Source organism: Devosia sp. MDV22-iso42 (assembly GCF_058629155.1).
This window is the reverse complement of the sequence record NZ_JBZVWR010000006.1, coordinates 873,347-897,743: the sequence shown is the minus strand read 5'-3', so window position 1 is coordinate 897,743 and position 24,397 is coordinate 873,347. Positions and strand designations below refer to the sequence as shown.

The 24,397-nt window shown below is 64.0% G+C and carries 24 protein-coding genes; 10 read left to right on the top strand and 14 right to left on the bottom strand.

Going from position 1 to position 24,397, the window contains the following annotated elements; genetic code table 11:
- Window positions 1–20: 20 nt before the first annotated feature.
- From alr to rpsF, 5 genes are all read right to left on the bottom strand, one after another.
- Entirely contained in the window at window positions 21–1,151 is a 1,131-nt protein-coding gene (alr, locus tag AC4NN3_RS06025) for an alanine racemase (protein ID WP_491926174.1), read from the bottom strand.
- A gap of 2 nt (window positions 1,152–1,153) precedes the next feature.
- Window positions 1,154–2,638, bottom strand: coding sequence for a replicative DNA helicase (locus AC4NN3_RS06020; RefSeq protein WP_491926173.1), 1,485 nt, complete (start codon window positions 2,636–2,638; stop codon window positions 1,154–1,156).
- Window positions 2,639–2,888: 250 nt separating this feature from the next.
- Window positions 2,889–3,461, bottom strand: a complete 573-nt coding sequence (gene rplI / locus AC4NN3_RS06015; RefSeq protein ID WP_491926172.1) for a 50S ribosomal protein L9 — start codon at window positions 3,459–3,461, stop codon at window positions 2,889–2,891.
- A 129-nt stretch (window positions 3,462–3,590) separates the two neighbouring features.
- Complete coding sequence (gene rpsR, locus AC4NN3_RS06010) at window positions 3,591–3,845, bottom strand: 30S ribosomal protein S18 (RefSeq protein ID WP_408639777.1); 255 nt, start codon at window positions 3,843–3,845, stop codon at window positions 3,591–3,593.
- Window positions 3,846–3,863: 18 nt separating this feature from the next.
- The gene (gene rpsF, locus AC4NN3_RS06005; RefSeq protein WP_491926171.1) at window positions 3,864–4,262 is read right to left on the bottom strand and encodes a 30S ribosomal protein S6; all 399 of its coding nucleotides are present in this window, start codon (window positions 4,260–4,262) and stop codon (window positions 3,864–3,866) included.
- A gap of 325 nt (window positions 4,263–4,587) precedes the next feature.
- On the opposite strand from rpsF, the gene fabD reads away from it, so the two are divergent.
- From fabD to gmk, 7 genes are all read left to right on the top strand, one after another.
- On the top strand, window positions 4,588–5,538 hold the full coding sequence (gene fabD, locus AC4NN3_RS06000; protein WP_491926170.1) for an ACP S-malonyltransferase: 951 nt from the start codon (window positions 4,588–4,590) through the stop codon (window positions 5,536–5,538).
- Window positions 5,539–5,590: 52 nt separating this feature from the next.
- On the top strand, window positions 5,591–6,328 hold the full coding sequence (fabG, locus tag AC4NN3_RS05995; RefSeq protein ID WP_491926169.1) for a 3-oxoacyl-[acyl-carrier-protein] reductase: 738 nt from the start codon (window positions 5,591–5,593) through the stop codon (window positions 6,326–6,328).
- 217 nt (window positions 6,329–6,545) lie between these two features.
- Window positions 6,546–6,782 carry an acyl carrier protein gene (locus AC4NN3_RS05990; protein ID WP_046138081.1) on the top strand — a complete coding sequence of 79 codons (237 nt, stop codon included), beginning with the start codon at window positions 6,546–6,548 and terminating at the stop codon, window positions 6,780–6,782.
- 28 nt (window positions 6,783–6,810) lie between these two features.
- Complete coding sequence (gene fabF / locus AC4NN3_RS05985) at window positions 6,811–8,073, top strand: beta-ketoacyl-ACP synthase II (protein WP_491926470.1); 1,263 nt, start codon at window positions 6,811–6,813, stop codon at window positions 8,071–8,073.
- A 157-nt stretch (window positions 8,074–8,230) separates the two neighbouring features.
- Window positions 8,231–9,331, top strand: coding sequence for an endolytic transglycosylase MltG (mltG, locus tag AC4NN3_RS05980; RefSeq protein WP_491926168.1), 1,101 nt, complete (start codon window positions 8,231–8,233; stop codon window positions 9,329–9,331).
- Window positions 9,328–10,218 carry a YicC/YloC family endoribonuclease gene (locus tag AC4NN3_RS05975; protein ID WP_491926167.1) on the top strand — a complete coding sequence of 297 codons (891 nt, stop codon included), beginning with the start codon at window positions 9,328–9,330 and terminating at the stop codon, window positions 10,216–10,218. The genes mltG and AC4NN3_RS05975 overlap by 4 nt, the downstream gene beginning before the upstream one ends.
- Window positions 10,219–10,228: 10 nt before the next feature.
- Window positions 10,229–10,867, top strand: a complete 639-nt coding sequence (gene gmk / locus AC4NN3_RS05970; RefSeq protein WP_491926166.1) for a guanylate kinase — start codon at window positions 10,229–10,231, stop codon at window positions 10,865–10,867.
- Between the two features lie 20 nt (window positions 10,868–10,887).
- On the opposite strand, the gene rsmA is transcribed toward gmk, so the two are convergent.
- The 6 genes from rsmA to AC4NN3_RS05940 all read right to left on the bottom strand — a co-directional run bounded on the left by rsmA (window position 10,888) and on the right by AC4NN3_RS05940 (window position 18,224).
- A complete protein-coding gene (gene rsmA / locus AC4NN3_RS05965; RefSeq protein WP_193336355.1) occupies window positions 10,888–11,748 on the bottom strand; it encodes a 16S rRNA (adenine(1518)-N(6)/adenine(1519)-N(6))-dimethyltransferase RsmA in 861 nt (286 codons plus the stop codon).
- A complete protein-coding gene (pdxA, locus tag AC4NN3_RS05960; protein ID WP_491926165.1) occupies window positions 11,745–12,743 on the bottom strand; it encodes a 4-hydroxythreonine-4-phosphate dehydrogenase PdxA in 999 nt (332 codons plus the stop codon). Before pdxA ends, rsmA begins: the two co-directional genes overlap by 4 nt.
- 50 nt (window positions 12,744–12,793) lie before the next feature.
- Complete coding sequence (locus AC4NN3_RS05955) at window positions 12,794–13,633, bottom strand: peptidylprolyl isomerase (RefSeq protein WP_491926164.1); 840 nt, start codon at window positions 13,631–13,633, stop codon at window positions 12,794–12,796.
- 159 nt (window positions 13,634–13,792) lie between these two features.
- Window positions 13,793–16,066: an LPS-assembly protein LptD gene (locus AC4NN3_RS05950; RefSeq protein WP_491926163.1), complete on the bottom strand. Its 2,274-nt coding sequence runs from the start codon at window positions 16,064–16,066 to the stop codon at window positions 13,793–13,795.
- Window positions 16,067–16,089: 23 nt separating this feature from the next.
- The gene (locus AC4NN3_RS05945) at window positions 16,090–17,160 is read right to left on the bottom strand and encodes an LptF/LptG family permease (protein ID WP_491926162.1); all 1,071 of its coding nucleotides are present in this window, start codon (window positions 17,158–17,160) and stop codon (window positions 16,090–16,092) included.
- Window positions 17,157–18,224, bottom strand: a complete 1,068-nt coding sequence (locus AC4NN3_RS05940; protein WP_491926161.1) for an LptF/LptG family permease — start codon at window positions 18,222–18,224, stop codon at window positions 17,157–17,159. The genes AC4NN3_RS05945 and AC4NN3_RS05940 overlap by 4 nt, the downstream gene beginning before the upstream one ends.
- Window positions 18,225–18,432: 208 nt before the next feature.
- Here AC4NN3_RS05940 and AC4NN3_RS05935 point away from each other — a divergent pair, with 208 nt between their 5' ends.
- The 3 genes from AC4NN3_RS05935 to AC4NN3_RS05925 are packed head-to-tail and all read left to right on the top strand — an operon-like array spanning window position 18,433 to window position 20,983.
- On the top strand, window positions 18,433–19,914 hold the full coding sequence (locus tag AC4NN3_RS05935) for a leucyl aminopeptidase (protein WP_491926160.1): 1,482 nt from the start codon (window positions 18,433–18,435) through the stop codon (window positions 19,912–19,914).
- A gap of 8 nt (window positions 19,915–19,922) precedes the next feature.
- Window positions 19,923–20,369, top strand: coding sequence for a DNA polymerase III subunit chi (locus AC4NN3_RS05930; RefSeq protein WP_491926159.1), 447 nt, complete (start codon window positions 19,923–19,925; stop codon window positions 20,367–20,369).
- The gene (locus AC4NN3_RS05925; protein ID WP_491926158.1) at window positions 20,366–20,983 is read left to right on the top strand and encodes a YitT family protein; all 618 of its coding nucleotides are present in this window, start codon (window positions 20,366–20,368) and stop codon (window positions 20,981–20,983) included. Before AC4NN3_RS05930 ends, AC4NN3_RS05925 begins: the two co-directional genes overlap by 4 nt.
- Here the strand turns inward: AC4NN3_RS05925 and AC4NN3_RS05920 are convergent.
- The 3 genes from AC4NN3_RS05920 to AC4NN3_RS05910 form a co-directional block, all read right to left on the bottom strand.
- A complete protein-coding gene (locus tag AC4NN3_RS05920; RefSeq protein WP_491926157.1) occupies window positions 20,976–21,893 on the bottom strand; it encodes a DUF4344 domain-containing metallopeptidase in 918 nt (305 codons plus the stop codon). The genes AC4NN3_RS05925 and AC4NN3_RS05920 overlap by 8 nt on opposite strands.
- 113 nt (window positions 21,894–22,006) lie before the next feature.
- The gene (locus AC4NN3_RS05915; protein ID WP_491926156.1) at window positions 22,007–22,438 is read right to left on the bottom strand and encodes a cupin domain-containing protein; all 432 of its coding nucleotides are present in this window, start codon (window positions 22,436–22,438) and stop codon (window positions 22,007–22,009) included.
- Window positions 22,435–24,297 (bottom strand): ABC-F family ATP-binding cassette domain-containing protein, encoded by a 1,863-nt coding sequence (locus AC4NN3_RS05910; RefSeq protein WP_491926155.1) that lies wholly within the window; start codon window positions 24,295–24,297, stop codon window positions 22,435–22,437. Before AC4NN3_RS05910 ends, AC4NN3_RS05915 begins: the two co-directional genes overlap by 4 nt.
- Window positions 24,298–24,397: the final 100 nt, after the last annotated feature.

Here is a 24,397-nt window from a genome sequence, read left to right as displayed (position 1 = left end):
CACAAGAACAAAGCGCGAACTTATTCCGGTGGCAGCTTGCCGTCGCCCACATAATTGCGGTTATAGCGACCTTTGAGGGCGGTCAGCACCTCATAGCCGATCGTGCCCGCGGCATCGGCCTGGTCATCGACACTGATATTGGGGCCGAGCACCTCGGCGCCTTCCCCGGGGCTGGGGATATCGGCGCCCAGTTCGGTAATGTCCACCACGATCTGGTCCATCGACACCTTGCCGATCACCGGGCACAGCTTGCCACGGATCGCCACCTTGCCGCCCGGGCGCGAATTGGTCCCGGAAAGACTCCGGAAAAACCCGTCGGCATAGCCATGGCTGACAATGGCCAGCCGGCTGTCGCGCGACAGGCTGTAGCTGGCGCCATAGCCGACGGTCTCGCCGGTTCGGGCTTCCTTGACCTGCAGGATCGGCACATGCAGCGTCACCACGGTCGCCATCGGGTTCTTGCGCCCGCTCACCGCTCGCCCGCCATAGAGTGCGATTCCCGGCCGCACCATCTGGAAATGGTAGTCGCGCCCGCTCATCAGCCCAGCCGAATTGGCCAGCGATGCCGGAATGCCGGGAAACTGCGTCATCACCGAGCCGAACAGCGCCAGTTGCGTGCGGTTCTTCTCGTGGTTGGGCTGGTCGGCACAGGCCAGGTGGCTCATCAGCATCTGCGGCGCATAGCCCAGCGTCTCGATGCGCTCGCGCACGAAGCCGGCCTCGTTGAGGCGGAAGCCCAGCCGGTTGATGCCGGTGTCGAAATGAAAGGCGGAAGGATAGGCCTCGTTGCGCTCGAGGCATTTGGCCAGCCATTCCTCCAGCATCTCCACCGAACTGAGCACCGGCATCAGATTCTGGCGAATGTAGAGATTGGCCGCGCCCGGATAGAGCCCGTTCATCACGAAGATATGGGCTTCCGGCACGGCGGCGCGCACTGCGATGCCTTCATCGGGCGTGGCTACGAAGAAGAACCGGGCGCCGGCGGCATGCAGCGCTTTGCTGGCCAAGGTAATACCGGTGCCATAGGCGTCCGCCTTGACCACGGCGCCCGTCAGCGCGCCGGCGCTGACCTTGTCGAGGGCCCGCCAGTTTCGGGCCAGTGCCCCGAGATCGATGCTGAGTTGCCCGCCAAGGCCCGACGTCAACGCCATGCCTATTCCATACGCTCCGGCAGATAGTCGGCCCGCGCCAGATTGCCGAAGCGCGTGAACTGCGCCTCAAAGCTCAGCTGCACGGTGCCCGTCGGGCCGTGACGTTGCTTGGCAATGATGACTTCCGCCTTACCGTGCACCTGTTCCATTTCCCCCTGCCAGGTCATGTGCTCTGGCGTGCCCTCTTTGGGCTCTTTGTTCTTGAGATAGTATTCTTCGCGGTAAACGAACAGCACCACGTCGGCGTCCTGCTCGATAGAACCCGATTCGCGCAGATCGGAAAGCTGCGGATGCTTGTCATCGCGCGATTCAACCTGACGCGACAGCTGCGACAGCGCCACGATGGGCACCTCGAGCTCCTTGGCCAGCGCCTTCAGCGTGGTGGTGATTTCGGTCAGCTCCTGCACGCGGTTCTGGCTTGATGCCTTGCTCGAGCCGGTCAGCAGCTGCAGGTAGTCCACCACCAGGAAATCGAGACCCTTCTGTCGCTTCAGCCGGCGCGCCCGGGCCGCGAGCTGTGCCACGCTGATGCCACCGGTATCGTCGATATAGAGCGGCAGGGCGCTCATCATGTTGCTGACATCGACCAGCTTGGAAAATTGGCTGTCATGGATTCGCCCGCGCCGGATGTCGGACGACGAGATTTCCGCCTGCTCGGCAAGGATACGCGTCGCCAGCTGCTCCGAACTCATTTCCAGGCTGAAGAAGCCGACAATGCCCCCATTGACCGTCTTGAGGTGGCCGTCCGGCTGCACCTCTGACTTGTAGGACTTGGCGACGTTGAAGGCGATATTGGTCGCCAGCGAGGTCTTGCCCATGGCCGGGCGTCCGGCCAGGACGATCAAGTCGGAACGCTGCAACCCGCCCATCTGCCGGTCGAGGTCATCGAGCAGCGTGGCCACGCCCGAAAGCCCGCCATCGCGCTGATAGGCTTCGCCGGCCATCTGGATCGAGGCGCTCAGCGCTGTCGAGAAATTGAGGAAGCCGCCGTCATAGCGGCCCTTTTCGGCCAGCTGGAACAGCTCGCCTTCCACCTTCTCGATCTGCTTGTTGGGCGTCAGCTCGACGTCCGATTCGTAGGCGACCTGCACCATTTCCTCGCCCACCAGGATCAGGTTGCGCCGGATCGCCAGGTCATAGATGGCCTGGCCGTAATCGGCGGCATTGATCACGGTGGTGGCCTCGGCCGCCAGTCGCGCCAGATACTGCGCCATGGTCACATCGGGCAGCAATTGCTCGGGCAGGTGGGTCTTGATCGTGGTCGGGTCGGCCGACTTGCCGGCGCGGATGATCTTGCCCACCAGCTCATAGATGTCGCGATGGATGGGCTCGTAGAAATGCAGCGGTTCGAGAAAGTCCGACACCCGGTAGAACGCGTCATTGTTGATCAGAATGGCGCCCAGCAGCGCCTGCTCGGCCTCCACATTGTGCGGGGCGAGCCGGAACGACTTGTCTTCGGTCGGATGAAGCCGTGCGATCTCTGCCATGGGGTCCTCGAGTCAAACGTTAACGTGTCTTAACCGTCACGTGGCCGGAGTCGATTCCTAACGGCCAGCCGGTGAGCGATTGGTTAAGCCCGATAACCGGCGACGGTTAACTCTGTGAACAACGGGGATTGTGACTGCTCGAGCTTGCATTGGACAAGGCGGCAATAATGCGCCGAGTCGGCGCGGCGGCCCAAATAAAAAGGCCGGGCAAACCGCCCGGCCTTTCAATTCCTGAGGGGCGTTGCGAGGCCTAGGCTTCGTCGTCGAAGCGGTCGTCCTGCTTGGCATCCTTCTGGCCGGCGGCGAAATCGCCATCGACATCGTCTTCATAGACCGTGACGGTCACGTCTTCGCCGGCAACCTGGCGGGCGGCTTCGTCGGCCGAACGGGCGACGTTGACGGTGATGGTCACGGCAACTTCGGCATGCAGGTTCAGCGAAACGGTGTGCAGGCCGACCGACTTGATCGGATCGACCAGGTCAACCTGGCTGCGCTGCACGCTGAAGCCCGAAGCGCCCAGCGCCTCGACGATATCGCGCGAGGCGACCGAACCGTAGAGCTGGCCGGTTTCGCCGGCCTGGCGGATCATCGTCACGGTGGCGCCGTTCAGGCCTTCAGCAATGCCTGAGGCAGCGTTGCGACGGTCTTCATTGCGCTTTTCGATATTGGCGCGTTCGCCTTCGAACTTCTTGCGGTTGTTCTCGGTGGCGCGCAGCGCCTTGCCCTGGGGCAGCAGGAAGTTACGGGCAAAGCCGTCCTTCACTGTGACTTCGTCGCCGATCGAACCCGTACGGGCGATACGCTCGAGAAGAATGACTTTCATGGGGGAATTCCTTGTGGCTGTCCCGTCTCGTGGACGGTTAGGAGCGTCGGACCATTCCGCACGCCCCAGCGATGTGCCCGTTAAGGCACCGATAGGGTGGAGGGGCTGGCCGCAGCCAGCCCGACCGGATTAGGCGACGGCGTAGGGCATGATGCCGATGAAGCGGGCGCGCTTGATGGCGCGGGCCAGTTCACGCTGCTTCAGTGCCGAAACGGCAGTGATGCGGCTTGGGACGATCTTGCCGCGCTCGGAAACGTAGCGCGAGAGCAGGCGCACGTCCTTGTAGTCGATCTTTGGCGCGCCTTCGCCCGAGAACGGGCAGGTCTTGCGGCGACGCTGGAAAGGACGGCGGGCCTGGGCGGTTGTAAGGTCTTTGATTGCCATAGCTTTGGGGTCCTTGTCTTAGAAACGGCGCGGGCGGCGTTCGGCGGTGAAACCGCCACGCTCGCCACCGCGGTCGGGGCGGGTATCGTCGCGGTCGCGCTTTGCCATCATGGCAGACGGGCCTTCTTCATGCTCGTCCACGCGGACGGTCATGAAGCGCAGGATGTCTTCATTGATGCGCATCTGGCGTTCCATTTCGGCGACCGCTGCGGGCGATGCCTCGATGTTGAGCAGGGTGTAATGCGCCTTGCGGTTCTTGCGGATGCGGTAGGAGAGACCCTTGAGGCCCCAATATTCGTTCTTGGTGACCTTGCCGCCGCCGGTGGCGAGGATCTCGGACAGCGCCGTGGTCAGCTCTTCGACCTGCTGCTGGGAAACGTCCTGGCGAGCCAGGTAGATATGCTCGTAAAGGGCCATGAATGCGCCTTCCTTCGTGGTTTACACACTGCAGTCGCTTGGCGCGGAGCCTCCTTGAAGCCGGGAAGGGCGTCAAAGCAGTCTTGCAAAGAGCGGGAACACGGGAGGCCGGGTACGAACCCTATCTGTGCAAAGCACAAACCCTCCGTTCAGCCCCCGGCCAAACGAATTGCTGGCGCGGCTATAAGATAACCGGCACGGCGAAGCAAGGCTAAACTGGGCGAAACCCGGCGCGCGCCTTGACTCCGCCACACCCTCAAGGCAAACGCCGGGCAACTGGACAGGGGCAGTGCCGACTGTCTAATTGCTATCCTGGAGGGCTTTCATGACCAAGCGCGCATTCACATTTCCCGGACAGGGCAGTCAGGCCGTCGGCATGGGCAAGGATCTGGCCGCGGCCTATCCCGAGGCCCGCGCCGTATTTCAGGAGGTCGACGAGGCCCTGGGCCAGCGCCTCTCGGCCATCATGTTCGAGGGCTCCGACGATATCCTGCGTCTGACCGAGAACGCCCAGCCGGCGCTGATGGCCGTCAGCCTCGCCATCATGCGGGTACTGCAGGCCAAAGGCATTCGCCTCGTCGATCACGCTGCCTTCGTTGCCGGGCACTCGCTGGGCGAATATTCGGCGCTCTGCGCGGCCGGCTCATTCTCCCTGGCCGATGCGGCGCGCCTGCTGCGCATTCGTGGCCTGGCCATGCAGAAGGCCGTTCCCGTCGGTCACGGCACCATGGCGGCGCTGCTCGGCCTTGATCTGGACGTCGCCCGCGAAGTTGCGGCCGAAGCCGCCGGTGACGACGTCTGCGATGTCGCCAATGACAATGCCCCGGGCCAGGTCGTCATCTCCGGCGCCACCGCTGCCGTCGAGCGCGCGGTCGAGATCGCCAAGGCCAGGGGTGCCAAGCGCGCTTTGCTGCTGCCCGTCAGTGCTCCGTTTCATTGCGCCCTGATGCAGCCGGCCGCCGAGGCCATGCGGGCCGCCCTGGCTGACGTCACCGTCAATGCCCCGGTCGTGCCCCTGGTCGCCAATGTGCTCGCCGCCCCGATCACCGATCCCGACGACATCCGCCGGCGCCTGGTAGAGCAGGTGACGGGCGTCGTGCGCTGGACCGAGAGCGTCACCTGGCTCACCGGCCCTGGCGGCGTCACCCATCTGGCCGAACTGGGCACCGGCAAGGTGCTCACCGGCCTCGCCAAACGTATCAATGCTGAAGCCGTTGCCACTGCCGTCTCGACCCCGGCCGATATCGATGCCTTCGTGGCCGAGCTCTCGGCCTGATCCCTGTTCCGGGTCCCGCGACCTGAATCACTTCTCCACCGGAGACCACTAAATGTTTGATCTGACTGGTAAGCGCGCCCTCGTCACCGGCGCCAGCGGCGGCATTGGCCGGGAAATTGCCAAGGCCCTGGCCGATGCCGGCGCCACCGTGGCACTCAGCGGCACCCGGGTCGGCGCGCTCGAAGACACCGCCGCCGCCATCGGCAAGGATTGCCCGATTCTGCCCTGCAACCTGTCCAAGCTCGGCGAGGTCGACAAGCTGGTGCCGGCGGCAGAGGCCGCTCTGGGTGGCCTCGACATCCTCGTCAACAATGCCGGCATGACCCGCGACAACCTGTTCATGCGCATGAAGGACGAGGAGTGGGACGAGGTCATCGCCGTCAATCTGACCGCCGCCTTCCATCTCAATCGCGCCGTGCTGCGCGGGATGATGAAGCAGCGCTTCGGCCGCATCATCGGCATTTCCTCGGTCGTGGGCGTCATGGGCAATCCGGGGCAGGGCAACTATGCCGCTTCCAAGGCCGGCCTGATCGGCATGAACAAGGCCCTGGCCCACGAAGTGGCCTCGCGCAACATCACCGTCAATTCCATTGCCCCCGGCTTTATTGCCTCGGCCATGACCGACGAACTCAACGACAAGCAGCGCGAGGGAATCCTCTCGACGATTCCCGCCAATCGCCTGGGCACCGCCCGGGAAGTGGCCGCCTGCGCGGTTTTTCTGGCCAGCGACGCAGCGGGCTACATCACCGGCCATACGCTCAACGTCAACGGCGGCATGGCAATGATATAAAAAGGGCGTTCACCCGCCTGAAACCGGGGCATTGGCTTATGGCGCAGCTTTGACAAGTGTGCTAATCGGCCCCGATTGCATCACTGGCACATCGCCTTGCGGGCGCCCGAAAGCGCGCCTACATTGCCGGTTAATCAGCCAATAGGGTGCTTGAAGATTTGGCACTGCGCCAATAGAAGCGAAACGAAACGTCGATTTCGAAAAGGGAAGTCAAACTATGAGCGATGTCGCTGATCGGGTCCGCAAGATCGTTGTGGAACACCTTAATGTGGATGCCGAGAAGGTTGTCGAGAAGGCCTCCTTTATCGACGATCTGGGTGCTGACTCTCTCGACCAGGTCGAGCTGGTGATGGCCTTTGAAGAAGAATTCTCGGTCGAGATTCCGGACGACGCTGCAGAAGGCATTCAGACCTTCGGCGATGCCGTTTCCTTTCTCACCAAGGCTGTCGGCTAACTACCGGCGGGGATAGTTCAACATGGAATTGCGTCGCGTTGTCGTATCCGGCATGGGGCTGGTAACGCCCCTCGGATGCGGAGTTGAAGCCACTTGGGCCAATATATTGGCCGGCAAGAGTGGGGCCAGACGCATCGATGAATTCCAGGTTGACGATATCGCCTGCCAGATCGCTCATCGCTTGCCGCTCGGCGACTACGCCGACGGCAAGTACAATCCAGATGAGTGGATGGACACCAAGGAACAGCGCAAGGTCGACCCTTTCATCATCTACGCGATGGCGGCGGCGACCCAGGCTATTCAGGATGCCGGCGTCGAACCCAAGACCCAGGAAGATCAGGAACGCACCGGCGTTTTGATCGGCTCGGGCATTGGCGGTGTCGGCGGCATCTACGACGCCTCCATCATCCTGCATGAGAAGGGGCCGCGTCGCATCAGTCCCTTCTTCATTCCCGGCCGCCTGATCAACCTCGCCTCCGGCCAGGTGTCGATCCGCTTCGGCCTCAAGGGTCCCAATCATTCCGTCGTCACGGCTTGCTCGACCGGCGCCCATGCCATTGGCGACGCCGCCCGCTTGATCGCCCTGGGCGATGCCGACGTCATGGTGGCCGGCGGCGCCGAAAGCTGCGTCAATCGCCTGGCCCTGGCCGGCTTTGCCGCGTGCCGTGCTCTCTCCACGGGCTTCAACGACAATCCCACCGCCGCCTCGCGCCCCTATGACAAGGATCGCGACGGCTTCGTCATGGGTGAGGGCGCCGGCATCGTCGTGCTCGAGGATTACGAGCGCGCCAAGGCCCGCGGCGCCAAGATCTATGGCGAAATCATCGGCTATGGCCTGTCGGGCGATGCCTATCACATCACGGCGCCCTCCGAGGATGGCGATGGCGGTTTCCGCTGCATGCAGGCCGCCATCAAGCGCGCCGGCATCACCCCGGCCGACATCGACTACATCAACGCCCACGGCACCTCGACCCCACTGGGCGACGAGATCGAACTGGGCTCGGTCACCCGTATGCTGGGCAACGCCGCCCCGAACGTGGCCATGAGTTCGACCAAGTCGGCCGTTGGCCACCTGCTGGGCGCCGCCGGCTCCGTCGAGGCCATTTTCTCGCTGCTGGCCATGCGCGACAACATCGCCCCGCCCACGCTCAATCTCGATAATCCCTCGGTCGAAACCGTCATCAATCTGGTACCCAAGACGGCGTTCAAGAAGGAAATCAACGTGGCCTTGTCCAACAGCTTCGGCTTTGGCGGCACCAATGCGACCCTCGTCATGCGCAAGGTTCACTGAATTTTCAACGCCTGTGCATCACGCCGGATGCGATGTGCCTCTTGTTTTTGCCACGCGTCCTGCCGACAATGACCGCCATGCTGTCGCGGCGCGCCGCTGATTTGCATCCCCATTTCCGCGCCGCTGGCGCGATCGCGCAGCAAGGTTGAATTGCACCATGAATGATTCAAAGGCCCGGCGCCCGCGCCGCCGTTCGCGCAATGGCTTTGTCGATATCCTCAACGGCCTGCTGACCCTGCTGGTGCTCGGTCTGCTGCTGGCCGGCGGTGCCTTCCTCTACGGTGCTTCCCAGTTCTATGGCGATGGCCCGCTGACCGAGGAGACGGTCTTCCGCGTCGAATCAGGCTCGGGCCTGGGCTCGATCGCCACCCGCCTCGAGGAGCAGGGGCTGATTTCCAACCGCTACGTCTTCCAGCTCGGCGGTCGCGCCCTTGAGCGCGCCGCGGCGCTCAAGGCGGGCGATTTCCGCATTCCTGCTGGCGCCAGCATGGACGATATCCTGATCGAGCTGACCGAAGGCAATCCCATCCGTTATGCCGTGACCATTCCCGAAGGCTGGTCCACCTTCGAAGTGCTGCAGCGCGTTAACGCCAATGAGAACCTGATCGGCGAAGTGGCCAGCCTGCCGCCCGAAGGTTCCGTCCTGCCCGGCAGCTATGATTACGTCCCCGGCGATACCCGCCAGTCTGTCATCGACCGCATGCAGACGGCCATGACCACGGCCCTGGCTGAAGTCTGGGCCGGCCGTCAGGCCGACCTGCCCATCGAAACGCCCGAAGAGCTGCTGGTCCTCGCCTCGATCGTCGAACGGGAGACCGGCGTCGCTTCCGAGCGGCCCCAGGTTGCGGCGGTCTTCGTCAATCGGCTGCGCGAAGGCATGCGCCTGCAGTCCGATCCCACCATCATCTATGGCATTACCAAGGGCGAGGCGCCGCTCGGCCGCGGCCTGCGTCGCTCCGAGATCGAAGCCAAGACCGACTACAATACCTACCAGATCGACGGTCTGCCCCCCACGCCGATCGCCAATCCCGGCATCGAATCGCTGCAGGCCGTGGCCAATCCCGACAGCCACGATTATCTCTATTTCGTCGCCAAGGGGGCCTCGCCCAGCGAAGGTCACGTCTTTGCCGAGACCTATGCCGAGCACCGCCGGAACGTTGCCCAGTACCGCAAGCTGGCCGACGAGGCCGAGGCAGCGCGCCAGGCGCTGGAGGATGAAGAGGCAGGGGAAGAGGCCGACGCACCGGCTGCCCAGTGAGCCACGCCCTGGCCAGCATGACCGGCTATGCCCGCGCCACCGGCGCGGTGCCGGGTGCCAGTTTCACCTGCGAGATCAAGTCGGTGAATTCGCGCGGTCTCGATATCCGCATGCGCCTGCCGCCCGGCTTTGACGTCCTCGAGAGCGAAATCCGCCAGCTGATCGGCAGGATGGTCTCGCGCGGGTCCATCACCTGCAATCTTGCCATCGAGCGCGAAGGCGCCGGCGGCCATGTCCGTCTCAACCAGCAGGCTCTGGAGACGGTGCTGGCGGCGATCGCCGAACTCGGCGCCAGGCTTGTGGCCGCGCCGCCCAGCCTCGATGGTATCCTGGCCCTGCCGGGCGTCCTCGAACAGCGCGATCAGCCGCTCACCGCTGCCGCCGAGGACGGCCTGGGCATCGCCATCATCGACGCCGTCTCCCAGGCGCTGGTCGATCTTGTGTTGTCCCGGCGCCAGGAGGGCACCCGCATCGCCGCTTTCCTGCTCGAACGGCTGACCGAAATCGAAGACCTGATCGCCCAAGCCGAAACCCATCCTGCCCGCAGCCGCGAAGTCATCTTGGCCCGCCTGCGCCAGCAGATTGCAGATCTCGCCGTTGACGTCACCCTGTCCGAGGACCGCCTGGCCCAGGAGGCGCTGCTGCTCGCCACCAAGGCCGATATCCGCGAAGAGCTCGACCGGCTGGGCGCCCATCTCGGCAGCGCGCGCCAGCTGATTGCCGGGGGCGGGGCCGTTGGGCGGCGGCTTGATTTCCTGTCCCAGGAATTCAATCGCGAAGCCAATACCCTGTGCAGCAAATCCAATGCGGTGGAGCTGACCGCCATCGGTCTTGACCTCAAGGCGGCGATCGATCAACTACGCGAGCAAGTGCAGAACATCGAATAGGAATCGGCTGATGGAGTTTCAGCGTCGTGGCGTCATGCTGGTGATTGCCTCGCCTTCGGGCGCCGGCAAATCGTCTATTTCCCGCGCCCTGTTCGGTGCCGATCCCAATATTCGCCTGTCGGTCTCGGCCACCACAAGGGCGCGCCGCACCGACGAGGTCGATGGCAAGCACTATCACTTCGTCGACGTCGCTACCTTCAAGCGCATGCAGGCCGATGGCGAAATGCTGGAATCGGCCGAAGTGCACGGCAACTTCTACGGTACGCCGCGCGCCCATGTCGAAGAACAGCTGGCTGCCGGCAACGATATCCTGTTCGATGTCGACTATCAGGGCACGCTGCAGCTCTATCGCAACAGCCGTAAGGACATGGTCACCGTGTTCATTCTGCCGCCCTCGATCAAGGAGCTGCGCGCCCGGCTGGAACGCCGCGCCCAGGACAGCGTCGGCACCATCGAGACCCGTTTGCGCAATGCCCGCATCGAGATGGAGCACTTCTCCGAATATGACTATGTCCTCGTCAATGAGGACCTGGAAGTCTCCACCCAGCGCGTCCGCACCATTCTCGCCTCGGCCCGCCTGCAGCGCCAGCGCCAGCTGAATTTGACTAGCTTTGTCAGTGACTTGCAGAGCCAGATCGACTCATTCTGATAGCGTCTTGACTCTATAGGTCAGCCCTGGCCCTGCGCCCGCCGCAGCTCGGGCAGGGCGCGCGCCATCGCCAAAAACACCGCGATCGGCAGGTCTTCGGCCCGCTCGCTGCCGGTAATGCCGGCCGCGGCCAGCAGTCCCTCCACCGGCACGCCGGTGGCTTTCAGGCTCTGCCGCACCATCTTGCGCCGCTGGCCGAACGCGGCCTTGGTGATCTGCTCGACATGCTTGACCGCAATGTCCGCATCGACCGCCTTGGGCACCAGGTGCACCACGGTGGAGGTGACATTGGGGGAGGGGACGAAGGCCTCGCGGCTGACATTGAACGCCATGCGCGCGTCGCTGCGCCAGCCCGCCAGCACCCCGAGCCGGCCATAGGGATCCTCGCTCGGCTGGGCACAGATGCGCTCGGCCACTTCGCGCTGGAACATCAGCGTCAGGCTCTCGAAGAAAGACGGCCACGGGTCCAGCGTCAGCCAGCCCGTCAGCAGCGGCGTGGCGATATTGTAAGGCAGGTTGGCAATGATCCGCGTCGGCCCGTCTGCCAGCGTCCGGTAGTCCATCTCCAGCGCATCGCCGCTGATCACGGTCAGCCGGCCCGGATAGGCTTCGGCAATCTGCGCCAGCGCGGGCAGGGCGCGCGCATCGCGCTCGATGGCAATCACCTCGCGCGCCCCCTCGGCCAGCAGCGCACGGGTCAGGCCGCCTGGGCCCGGACCCACCTCGATGACGCGAACGCCCTCCAGCGAGCCGCCCACGCGCGCGATCCGCGCCGTCAGGTTCAGGTCGAGCAGGAAGTTCTGCCCCAGTTCCTTCTTGGCACGCAGGCCATGCTCCGCGATGACCTCGCGGAGCGGCGGCAGATTGTCGATTTGGCTCATTGGTTCGCCGTCATTGCGTCCGCCATTTCGATGGCGGCGAGGAAACTCTTGGGGGAGGCCCGCCCGGTACCGGCCAGGTCGAAGGCCGTGCCGTGGTCCGGAGAGGTGCGCACGATGGGCAGGCCCAGCGTGACATTGACGGCATCTTCGAAGGCCACCGTCTTGATCGGGATCAGCGCCTGGTCGTGATACATCGCCACCACGGCATCATATTGCGCCCAGTGCGGCGGGTAGAACAGCGTATCGGCCGGCACCGGCCCGGTTACCCCCAGGCCCTCGAACTGCAGCTGCACCACGGCCGGTCCGACGATCTCGAGATCCTCGCGGCCAATGCTGCCGCCTTCGCCTGCATGCGGGTTGAGCCCGGCCACCGCGATCTGCGGATTGGCAATGCCGAAGCGCTGCCGCAGGTCATGCGCCACCACGCGCACCGTCTCCACGATCAGCGTCTTGGTGAGCAGGCCCGGCACGTCGCGGATCGGCACATGGATGGTCACCGGCACCGCGCGCAGCCCGCCATGCGCCAGCATCATCACCGGCAGCCTGGCTTTGCCGCCCTGGGCGCAGAGCGCCGCCAGGAATTCGGTATGGCCGGGATGCTTGAAGCCGGCCTGGTAGAGCGCGGCCTTGTGAATGGGGCCGGTTACCAGCGCCCGGCAACTCCCCCTGAGGGTCGCCGCCACGGCCGCTTCGATACTGGCAATGACCACATGGCCCGATAGGGCCGACGTTTGCCCGGGCTGGTCGGGCACATTGCCGTCAATGGCCGCTATCGGCAGCGCCTCGGCAAAGGCCGCCACGGCGCCTTCGGGCCCGACGGGGGCGAAGGCGATGTCGAGGCCCAGACGGGCCGCCCGCGCCGCCAGGAAGTCGGCATGGCCAAACAGGCAGAAGGCGGGAAGCTTGAGTTCAGCGCGCCGCGCATAGAGCTGCAGCGCGATATCAGGGCCGACGCCGGCCGGCTCGCCCATGCTGATGGCCAGCGGCTTGTGCATATCGGCCCCCACGGCGGATCGGATGCAGGCCCGACTGGCGGGCCCGCAGCTTAATTGTAGATGATTTTGGTGCGCTTGCGCAGGTCTTCAAGATAGGTGGCCGTCTGGCCGCCCAGCGCGCTGTCGCCGGCTTCCGAGCGCAGCTCGCTCTTGATGAAGGTCAGGTCTTCGGCCTGGGTCTTCTCGCATACCGCCAGCATGGATACGCCGTTTTCGACGACCCGCGGCTTGGTGATGCCACCGACATTGAGCCCGGCCAGCTCCTTGGCGATGGCCTCGGGCAGCTGCGTGGCGTGGCGGCGACCGACATCGACCACGGCCGCATCGGTGAAGTTCAGCGACAGGTCGACCGCGGTGTCGCAGCCGGCAAAGCCGCCGCGATACTGGTTGGCCTGGCCGGTCCGGCCGCTTGAGCCCTGGCCAACAAAGATGATTTCTTTGAGGATATAATCAAAGCCCTGATAGCCCTGCACCTTGCTGGCGGCCTGCTGGTCGAGGTCCAGCTCGGAAATCTGCACCTGTGGCATGATGGCCATTTCGGTCACGGCATTCCAGGCAATGGCGGCCCGCAACCGGTCCTTGAGGGTGTCGATATTGATGCCGCGCTGCTGCAGCAGCTGCCGCAGATTGTCGGTATTCATCTTGAGGTTGCGGGCGATCTGCAGGAAGGCATCGTCGATCTGCGCATTGGACACCGAAATGCCCAGCCGTTTGGCCTCGCTCAGCTGCATGGCCTCGTCGATCAGCTGCTCGGTGGCGCCCTTGGTGCCGCCGCCATTGCCCTCAAGGGCAAACAGCTTCACCCGCTGCGAGATCTGTAGGTCGGTGATCGGTGTGCCATTGACGGTAACCTTGACGCTTTGCGCCAGGCTCGGCATCGCGGCAGCCACGCTGAGTACGATCCCAACGACTAGGGCGCCGACTGCGCGTCCCCACAAACCATTTGCCATCATCGTCTTCTGCCTCGAAATCTTGTGCCCGCCTTCCATGCGGCGGGAAACCCTCGCTGTCAATTGCCCGCACATTGCGGCCAAAATCCGGTTTGGCGGCTAGAGGCCCGGCGTGACGTCGCGGGTATAGCCCAGATTGAGACCCGCCGGCGCCTTGATGGCAAAGCTGGCTGTGACCGTGGTCGCATTGGGTGAGGTATGGGTCGGTCCGGTGCGGTTGGCATTGGCGCCGATCATCAGATAACCGTCGTCATACTGGATGCCGCCGCCGATCGAGGCGAGGCTATTGGCCTTGAGGTCCCAGTAGCTGCTGGCGCTGATGGTCCAGTAATCGGCCACCGGCACACCGACCCCGGCACCGATCTCGTGCTGGTCATTGACCACCCCCGCTGCCGGATTGGCAGCCAGATAGGTGTAGTCGACTAGGGCCGAATAGCCGTCCAGGGCGAAGCTCGCCCCAAGACCTGCCCGGGCCACCCGCGGCTTGGCCGTGTCGACCTGCAGCTTGCCGCCCAGCTTGATGCCCGGGGAGAAGGCGCCATAGGCGCCCAGCACGGTATAGGAGGCGTTGCTGTCCAGCCCGCTGCCCACCGCCGTCTGCGCCGCATCAGCCGCGGCAAAGGCATTCGGTCCAGCCAGCTGGAGCGACTGGCCGGCGATCAGCTCCAGATAGCTGTCGCCCGTGAAATTGACCTGGTAGCGGCCGCCCACATTGGCGCGCAGCCCGGTCTCCTGCCGGTCGCCGCCGGAAAACCGGTTGTAGCTGAACAGGTTGGTGTCATCGAAGACAAAGCTCTGGGCGTCATCATTGGTGATGCCCACCGCCGTCGTATTGTTGCCGCGATAGACCAGTTGCGCGATCGGTTCGATCAGATGCACGGTCTGTCCATCGCTGGCCACCATCGGGTAGCGCACATCCATCGCTGCAATGGGCGTCGCGCTGAACAGGCTTGTTGGCCCCGGGCCGCCCGCGCTGCTGTCTTCGTAATAGGCCATATCGGTGCGAACACCCATATAGGGCGTAAAGACGAAGCCGCCGCCGCCGATATACTGGTTCTGCCAGGCAATCTCGACATTGGCGTGCTGCTTGGTGCCATCCTGCCCGAAGGTATATGGCACGCCGCCCGCGCTTGTGGTCGACTTCACGGCACGATGCACACCGAGCAACTTGCCCTTGACCTCGATGCGGCCCTGACCCGGAGCCAGCTCTTCGATGTGGTTGAACCGCACCGTCGGCAGGGCCTCGCCCTGTTGCCCCTGGCTGGCTGCCGTGACATCGCCCAGCTGGGTAAAGCTCTGCACCCGCGCGTCGATATAGGTGTCGTCGGTCAGGTTGGTCGCATAGATCTCGTTGACCGACGATTTGTCGTCTGTCCGCGTATAGTCCGGCAGATAGGCCGCATCGGAAAATACCGAATAGCTCATGCCCACGGTCCAGTCCTCGATGGGCTGGAAGCTCGCGCTGGTCTGTATCGCCCCGCGCCAGGCGCGCTGCGCTTCGCTGAAGGTGAAGGCGCCGGGATCGCGCTGATTGATCCCCGACGCCTTGACGCTGATCGAGCCGCCATCGAACCGCTGCACCCAGCCGGCGCCCAGCAGCAGCCCCTGCCGGCTCATCAGCGCCGGCGTCAGCACCACATCGGTCCACGGGGTGGAGTAGACGGTTGTGTTGAAGGCTAGGGTGTGACCGGTCTTCTCGGTATAGACATAGCTGGGCTTGGGAATCCGCGACAGGGCGCTCTCGCTGGTATCGGGCATGTAGAAAAACGGCAGCCACGCCACCGGTACGCCCAGCAGCGACAGGTTGGGTTGATCCATGTAGAGCGAGCCATCCGAAGACGAGATCACCCGTTTGGCCTGCATCGACCAGCCGATGCGGCGTCCCTTGCTGTCGATGCATTCGCCGCAGGGCGCATAGGTCGCATTGATCAGCAGGGTCTCGAGCGCCTCGTCATAGTCGGTGCTGTCGGCCGTGATCCGGGCGCCGTCATAGGTCGTGATCGTCATGGCCTCCAAAAAGGCCTGTTTCATCCCGCCATTGACCTGCAGGTCAGTGGTTTCGGTCAGATTGCCCGAAGGGTCTTCAATGGTCACCGCGCCGGTGAATTTCAGTTCGCCGCTGGCGCGCTGATAGACCAGATCCTGCCCCGTCAGCGTATAGCCGCCGCGCTTGAGCACGACATCGCCATTGGCCCGGATGACATCGGCTTCCGGATCAAAACTCAGCGTATTGGCGGCAATTTCCGAAGGGGCACTGGGGTCGATCGGCGCGTTGAAGAAGTCTGCCGGAATCAGACCCTGCGCAGCCACGCCGGAGACGGCGAGCATCGCCACCACCGCACTGGCACTGGCCAGGCGGAGCGCCGACGTCAATAAATCGCTCCAGCCCAATTTTCTCACGCGCGCCCGTCTTCCTTGTGCAGCAGTACCGTCACGCCAATGACGATGGCCACAAATGCTGGTCCGACTGCCGCAAACGTAGGGTCGAGAACGCCGGTCGACCCAGCCCGGTCGGCCATCTCGGTAATCACGAACACGACAAACCCCAGCACGATCCCGTAAAGGACCGCCGGACCATAACTAGATGACCTTCGATAACCTGCGGTAAACGCAAAGGCAATGAACAGCGAACCCGTCAGCACCAGCGGCAGGGCTAGCAATTTTATCGTGCGCATGGTCGCCGCATTGCGGATCGATTCGTCCGCCACGCCGGCACGCAGCAGGGCGGCCAGCTCGAAAAACGTCATGTCTTCGGTGGAGGCCAGCTTGAGGCTGATTTCGGCCGGGCTCGAGGTGGTTGGCAGGCGATAATTGTAGACCGTTCGCGCCGCCTGGTGGGCATTGCGGATCACGGCCGTCGGCAACAGCCATTCGCCCGCCTGCAACTGCGCCTCGGGCGCCTCGATGCGGGTATCGTCCCCGCCACTGAGCGGAAAGACGGTGACATTGCCCAGCAGCGCGCCGCCCGGCTGCATGCCTGTCGCCATCATCAGGTAATGCGTATCGCCGCTGCGCTGCTCCAGCCAGATTTCCCCTGCCGGTGTCTGCAGGCTCGCCTGGCCCGGCGGGGTCGGATAGAGCCCGCGATTGACCATCGTGCTGGCGGTTTCCCCGCCCAGCGCAATCGCCAGGCTCAGCACGGCCAGGGCAATCGTCGGCGCCCGTACCGCCCGCCAGATCGAGATCCCACTCGACTGGATCACGGTCAGCTCATGGCGCGCCTTGAGGTCGAGAAAACCCAGGATTGCGCCCATCAACACGGTGACCGGCAGCGTTTTGATCGTCCAGCGTACCGCGCTCATGGCCACCATCAGCGCCGCCATCGGCAGTCCGTAATTGTCAGCGACGAAGTTGAAGCGCCAGGTGTCCAGCGATTCCGCCAGCATGATGATGCCGTAAAAGATCAGCACCGTGACCCCGATCCGGCTGCCCAGTCGGTTCAGCACCAGCCAGTCGATCCGGGTCATGCCGCCACTCCCTGCAGCCGGCGCGGCCAGCTCAGTATCAGCAGCGCACCGCCGCCGATCATGATCATGGCCAGGGCGCCGGTCGACGGACCCAGCGGACTATAGGCGCTGAGGCCCCGCTCGCCGAACGCGATCAGCAGCACCACCGCTTCCAGGGGAAGGTTGAAGCGCGGTCGGCGGCCGTTCGGAAAGCCGGCCATGGCCAGTACCAGCATGCAGATACCGATGACGCGCAGGCCCTCTGCAGCGCGGTTGCCCAGCACCATCAGCAGTTCCGGCGACCAGACGCCGGTCGCCATCGCGGCGCGCACCAGCGTCAGGCTGTCTGTTTGATAAAGCCCGTCGCTTTGGCCGACCGGCTGCGAAAAACGATCCACATTGACGTCATAGCGGGCAAAGGTGACCTCGGAGAACCGGCCATCCGCGGCCGTGTTTTGCAGCGAACCGTCGCGCAACTCGAGGATATAGTTGTCGCCATCGGTCGATACCCGCGCCGACTCGGCAACATAGGTGCGCCGGGTTGCCGGATCGCGCCGGTCGTCGGCGAAGAACTGCTGGATTTCCCCGTCGCCCGACCGGCCGCCGATCAGCATCACCACGCCGGGTGTCACTTGGGTAAATCGTTGCGGCTTCAGCGTGGAACTCACCACGTCGGCTGCCACGCTGGCGCTCAGCACGTTGAGGCGGCGATTGGCTTCCGGTTCGATGAAGTTGGACAGCAGCAGCACCCCCACCACGCCCGCGCCGGCCACGATTGCCGTGGCTTTCCAGAGCGAACTCAGGCCGCCGCTGGTATGGATGATGTGCAGTTCGCGATTGCTTTGCAGGGCCTGCAGCGCCCGTACCAGGCCAATGCCGATGCAGACATAGAAGAACGACACCGCCAGCGGCGGCAGGGTCAGCAGTCCCTGCAGCGCCAGCGTGACGACGCCCTGGCCCTTCACCGACACAACGTCGAACGAGCGCAGGCAGTTGACCAGCCAGAGCAGGAAACACACCACGCCGAACAGGATCGCCGCATCGATGACGAACAGGCGCGCAAGATAAGCCGTCAGTCGTTTCATACCGTCTGGCTAGCGTCTCCAGGTGCCGCAATTATGTCCCGATCAATGGGTTGGACCTTGGGGTAGTTCGGCGGGCCAGACAAGCGCTCAAACGGCCCCGTGCGATTTGCCCGCCAGCCTGTTGCGGGATTGACGCGCCGCCCAAACAAATCAATGTAGGCTCAGCATTTTTCGCGCCCTACGCGCCTCCTCGCCCATCAAGGCCCTCATGTCTCAGACCCTCCAGATTCGCACTTCTGCCCATTCGGGCGTTTCCGCCCCGCTGATCGTTCTCTACGCTGCCGAAGCCGCCGCCCCTGCCGGGGCCGCTGCCACTACCTGGGCCGCCACCGGCCTCGACTGGAAGCAGGCCAGCGCTGCCGGCGCCTTCAAGGGACGCCAGGGACAGGCGCTCGATATCATCGGGCAGGGCGGTATGCATGTGCTGGTGCTCGGCAGCGGCAATGCCCAGGACGAGGTGCCGCTGAATGGCTGGACCGATCGGGGCGGTTCGCTATTCGCCAAGATCGCCGCCACCAAGGCTGACAGCGTCGCCGTCGTGCTCGACGAAGCTGGCGCCACGCCGGCAGCCGTGGCCGAACTGGCCGCCGGCCTGCGCCTGCGCCACTATCGCTTCGACAAATACAAATCCGTGCGGTCCGATGACGGCCCTGCCAATCTCGCCATCACCCTGCATGTTGCCGATCCGGCCGCCGTCGATCTGGCCATTGCCGACCGGGGCGCCACGGTTGATGGCACATTGCTCGCCCGCGACCTGATCAATGAGCCGGCCAATGTGCTGGGCCCGGTGGAATTTGCCGCCCGCGCTGCCGAACTCGCCGCTTTGGGCGTCGAGATCGAAATTCTTGAACCCGCAGCATTGGAAGCGCTCGGCATGGGCTCGCTGCTCTGCGTCGCCCAGGGATCCGACCGGCCGGCCCGTGTGGTGGTCATGCAGTGGCGCGGCGGCGATCCAGATGCGGCGCCGCTGGCCTTTGTCGGCAAGGGCGTGGTCTTCGACACTGGTGGCATTTCCATCAAGCCGGCCGCCAATATGGAAGACATGAAGGGTGACATGGGTGGCGCCGCTGCCGTCACGGGCCTGATGTGTGCTTTGGCCACTCGCAAGGCCCCGGTCAACGTCGTCGGCGTCATCGGCCTGGTGGAAAACATGCCCTCGGGCGGGGCCGTGCGTCCCGGCGATATCGTCAAGGCCATGAGCGGCACCACCATCGAGGTCATCAATACCGATGCCGAGGGCCGTCTCGTCCTGGCCGATGCGCTCTGGTACACGCAGGACCGCTTCAAGCCCAAATTCATGATCAATCTGGCGACGCTCACCGGCGCCATCATTGTCGCGCTCGGCCACGAGCATGCCGGCCTGTTTTCCAACAATGACGAGCTGGCCACAAGGCTGCTAGCCGCCGGTCTCAGCGCCAATGAAAAGCTCTGGCGCATGCCGCTCTCGCCGGCCTATGACAAGCTCATCGAATCCAAGTTCGCCGATATCCGCAATTCCGTCGGTCGTCCCGCCGGCTCCATCACCGCCGCCCAGTTCCTGCAGCGCTTCGTCAACGATGTGCCCTGGGCCCATCTCGATATCGCCGGCACCGCCTTCGGCACCAAGGCCAATGAGGTTAACACCTCCTGGGCCCCCGGCTTCGGCGTCGCGCTGCTCGATCGGCTGGTGCGGGACAATTACGAGCGCTAGGGTACGTCATGACTGACGTCTTGTTTTACCATCTCGAAACTCGCCCGCTCGAAGCGGTCTTGCCGCAATTGCTGGAAAAGACGCTTGAGCGCGGCTGGCGGGCCGTCGTCGAAGTCGGCTCCACCGAGCGGGCCGAACTGCTCGATGCCCAGCTCTGGACCTGGCGCGATGACAGCTTTCTGCCCCATGGCCTGGCCGGTTCCGAAACCGATCCCCTCCAGCCCATCCTGATCACCACCGCCACCGACAATCCCAATGGCGCCGCCTGTCGCTTCTTTGTCGACCGCGCCGTGCCGCAATCGACCGAAGGCTATGAGCGCGTGGTCTATATGTTCTCGGGCCACGATCCCGACGCCGTCGCCGAGGCCCGCCTCGCCTGGCGCGCCCTCAAGGACAGCGGCAACCTGACCTATTGGCAGCAGGAGGCCGACGGCCGCTGGAACAAGAAGGCATGACCCCCGACCTCTCGACTCCCAGCCGCCACCTGCTGCACGAGGACCTCTTTGCCATGCTGATCGGCACCATGCTGGTCTCGCTGGGCATCGTCCTCTACGCCGAGGCCACGCTCACCACCGGCAGCACGGCTGGTCTGGCCCTGCTGCTGCAATATGGCACCGGCATCCCGTTTGGCTGGCTGTTCTTTGCCATCAATCTGCCCTTCTACGTGCTGGCTGTGCTGCGCATGGGCTGGCCCTTCGCCATCAAGACCTTTGCCTGTGTCGGCCTGGTCTCGTTCTTCACGGCGCATATCCCCGACTGGCTCGATATCGCGTCCATCCAGCCGCTCTATGCGGCGCTGCTCGGCGGTGGCCTGATGGGTCTGGGCATTCTCTCGCTGTTTCGCCATAAGGCCAGCGTGGGCGGCATCAACATCCTGGCGCTCTATCTGCAGGACAATTTCGGCATCCGGGCCGGCTATTTCCAGCTCGCCGTGGACGCCGTCATCCTGCTCGCTGCCTTCTTCGTGCTGCCGCTCGATCGGGTGCTCTATTCCATCCTGGGCGCCCTGGTGCTCAACCTGATCATCGGCTTCAACCACAAGCCCGGCCGCTATGTCGGCTTCAGTTAGCCGCCGGCTTGGCATCGCTCCAGCGGCCGACCAGGTCCTGCAGCGGCGCGTCGCCTTCTGCCCGCACCGTGCTGTCAGCCGTTTCCGCGTCAGCCTCGGACTCCGCCAGGGGCAGGATGTCGTTGACGTAGAGCGCGAACATGGAATCGGCCAGCTCGTAGCAATAGGTAACCGCGCTTTCGCTCGGGCTGTAATAGGCATTGGCCTCACCGCATAGCGTGGCGGTGAAGGTCACCGGGCCCGGCAGCACATAGCTCTCGCGGATCAGCGCGGCGGCGCGTTCCAGCACCTGTCGCTCCTTGAGCGCTTCGGCAAACACCTCATAGTCTCCGGCGTCCTCATAGGTCACCGTAATCTCGGCCCCCGGCGCGTCGGTCACTTCGTGCGGGGCTAGCAGCGTTGCCCAGGCCGACGCCGCCTGCGCAAAGGTATAGCCGCAGCTTTCGCGCCGATCGGCATCCAGCTCATAGGCGTCCGCCGTCTGGGCAAAAGCCTCCGGGTCCTTGCCCACCATCATGCAAACCATGGCATAGGCGCGCTGGATATCCAGGCTATGGTCCGAATAGTAGGACAGCGCGTCCACGCCCTCGCCGGTGGATTTGACCGCATTGAAGTACCAGCCGTCGGCACTGTCGATCAGGGCATTGTAGCTGTCTTCATCGGTGTCATCGAGCAGCAGCATGATCGTGGCCAGCGCGTCGGCGGCATCCTCTTCCTTGCCCAGCACCGGCAGGCTCAGTTCGCCCACCAGCATGTGGCCGATCTCGTGATACATCGTGAACACCGCATCATGCATGGCAAAGTCCATGGCCTCGGCAATCTGCGTGTCATCCAGATCTTGCGCCTGCACCGGCAGGCTCAACAAGGCGGCCATGGCGGTCGCGATCAACAATGCAGTCGGCGTCGTCATCTTGATTTCCCCCGCGCCAGCATGGCGGCTGGTGCGTGGTATCAGTATTGGCGCCATTTGTCCGCGCGGATGTCTGATTGTCGTTACGATCCGGGGCAGGGCGCCCCGCCGCTCTAGGGCTGGCCGGGTTCCCAGCCGGGAGGCGCCAGCTCGAAGCCGGCGAACTGGAAGCCCGGGGTCACGGTGCAGCCCACCAGTGTCCACGCGCCCATGCTCTGGCCCGATTGCCAGGCCGCCGGTGGCACCACCAGCTGCGGCCTCTGGCCGGCCTCGATGTCGGCGCCCAGCACGAAGGAATCCACGTTGGCGCCATCGGAAATTCGCAGCTTGAGCGGCGCGCCGGTATAGAAGTGCCAGACCTCCACGGCATCGACGCGATGCCAGGCCGAAACCTCGCCCGCTTCGAGCAGGTAATAGATCGCCGTCGAGCGTGCCCTACCGTCGACCTCGGCGGCGTCTTCGAAGGTCTGCGCGTACCAGCCGCCTTCGGGATGCCGCTGCAAGCCGAGGGTAAAGATGACATCCTGGGCGGTCAGCTTGATCATGCCTGTTCAGCGGTCTCCAGCTCGGCGCTCAGCGCCAGCCACTCTTCTTCGGTGCGCTCAAGGTCGGTGCCATAGCGTGCCTTGTCCTTGCCCAGGGTGATCACCTGGCCTGGATCGCCGTTGTAGACTTTTGGGTCGGCGAGCTGGGCATCAATTTTGTCGATTTCCCGCTTCAAACGGGCAATCTTGGTTTCCGCATCCTTAATGGCGCTCTTGATCGGTGCAATCTCGGCGCGGCGCGCGGCGGCTTCCTGCTTGTTGGCCTTGCGCTCGGCCTTGGTGCCGCCCTTGCCTTCCTTGGCCGAGGTGATCGAGTTCTGGTAGCTGTCCAGATCCTCGTCCAGCACGCGAATGGTGCCGCCCTCCGCGATCCACAGCGTGTCGCAGGTCGCCTCGATCAGGTGGCGGTCATGGCTGATGATCAGCACGGCGCCTTCATAATCGTTGAGCGCATGCACCAGCGCATCGCGGCTGTCGATGTCGAGATGGTTGGTCGGCTCGTCCAGGATCATCATGCCCGGGCCCGAAAAGGTGATCAGGCCCATCAGCAGGCGGGCGCGTTCGCCGCCGCTCAAATTCTTGGCCAGCGTATCCATGCGCGATTTGGTGAGGCCCATCTGGCTCAGCCGCGAGCGCCGCTTGGATTCGCTGTCGGTCGGCATGATGTCGACGATATGCTCGAACGGTGTCCATTCCGGCTTGAGCTTGTCCATCTGGTGCTGCGCGAAATGCGCGATTTCCAGCTTCTTGCCCTTGTTGACGCTGCCGCTCATCGGCTTGATGTCGCCGGCCAGCAGCTTGGCAAAGGTCGACTTGCCATTGCCGTTGACGCCGATCAGCGCGATGCGGTCGCCTGGGTCGATGCGCATGTTCATGTGGCGCAGAATGGTCTTGTCGCCATAGCCCGCCGACGCCCCATCCATCGAGATCATCGGCGTCGCCTGCTCGGTCTTGGGCTGCTGGAAGGTGAAGGGCGCCGAATATTCGTCGAACATCGCCGCCGGCGGCTTGAGCTTGGCGATCATCTTCATGCGCGCCTGGGCCTGCTTGGCCTTGGTCGCCGAGGCGCCGAAGCGGTCGACGAACTTCTGCATATGGGCGATCTGGTCCAGCGATTTCTCGCGGCCCTTGTTGTTGAGTTCCATCTGCATGCGACGCGTACTTTCGAACGTGTCGTAATTGCCCTTGTAGAATGTCAGCTTGCGATGCTCGAGATGGATGATCGAGTTCACCGACTTGTTGAGCAGGTCGCGATCATGGCTGATCATGAACACGGTATAGGGATAGGTCGCCAGATACCGCTCCAGCCACAGCGTGCCTTCCAGATCGAGATAGTTGGTCGGCTCGTCGAGCAGCAGCAGGTCGGGCTGGCTGAACAGCACGCCGGCCAGCGCCACGCGCATGCGCCAGCCCCCGCTGAGTTCGTGCGTCGGCGAGTTCTGCCGGTCCTGTTCGAAGCCCAGGCCCTGCAGGATCGTGGCAGCGCGCGCCTCGGCCGTATAGGCGTCGATATCGGCCAGGCGAATATAGATCTCGCCGATCCGGTCCGGGTCGGTGGCCGTCTCGGCCTCGGCCATCAGCGCCGTGCGCTCCTTGTCGGCCGACATCACCACTTCGAGCACGGTCTCGTTGCCGGCGGGCGCTTCCTGCGCCACCGCGCCGATCCGCGCCTTCTTGACCAGTTCGATATTGCCCGCATCCGGATGGATATGCTCCTGGATCAGGTGGAACAGCGTGGTCTTGCCCGTGCCGTTCTTGCCCACAAAACCGGTCTTGGAACCGGTCGGCAACACCACCGAGGCGTCCTCGAACAGTTCGCGACCCTGAATGCGATAGGTAAGGTTGTTGATCGAGAGCATGGCAGCGGCAATCTATGGAAAGGGCAGGGCAAGCGTTCGCTCGGCTCAAGCCGCACCCGTACCCGCAACAAAAAGTCTTTGTCGCTGGATAAGGTCATGT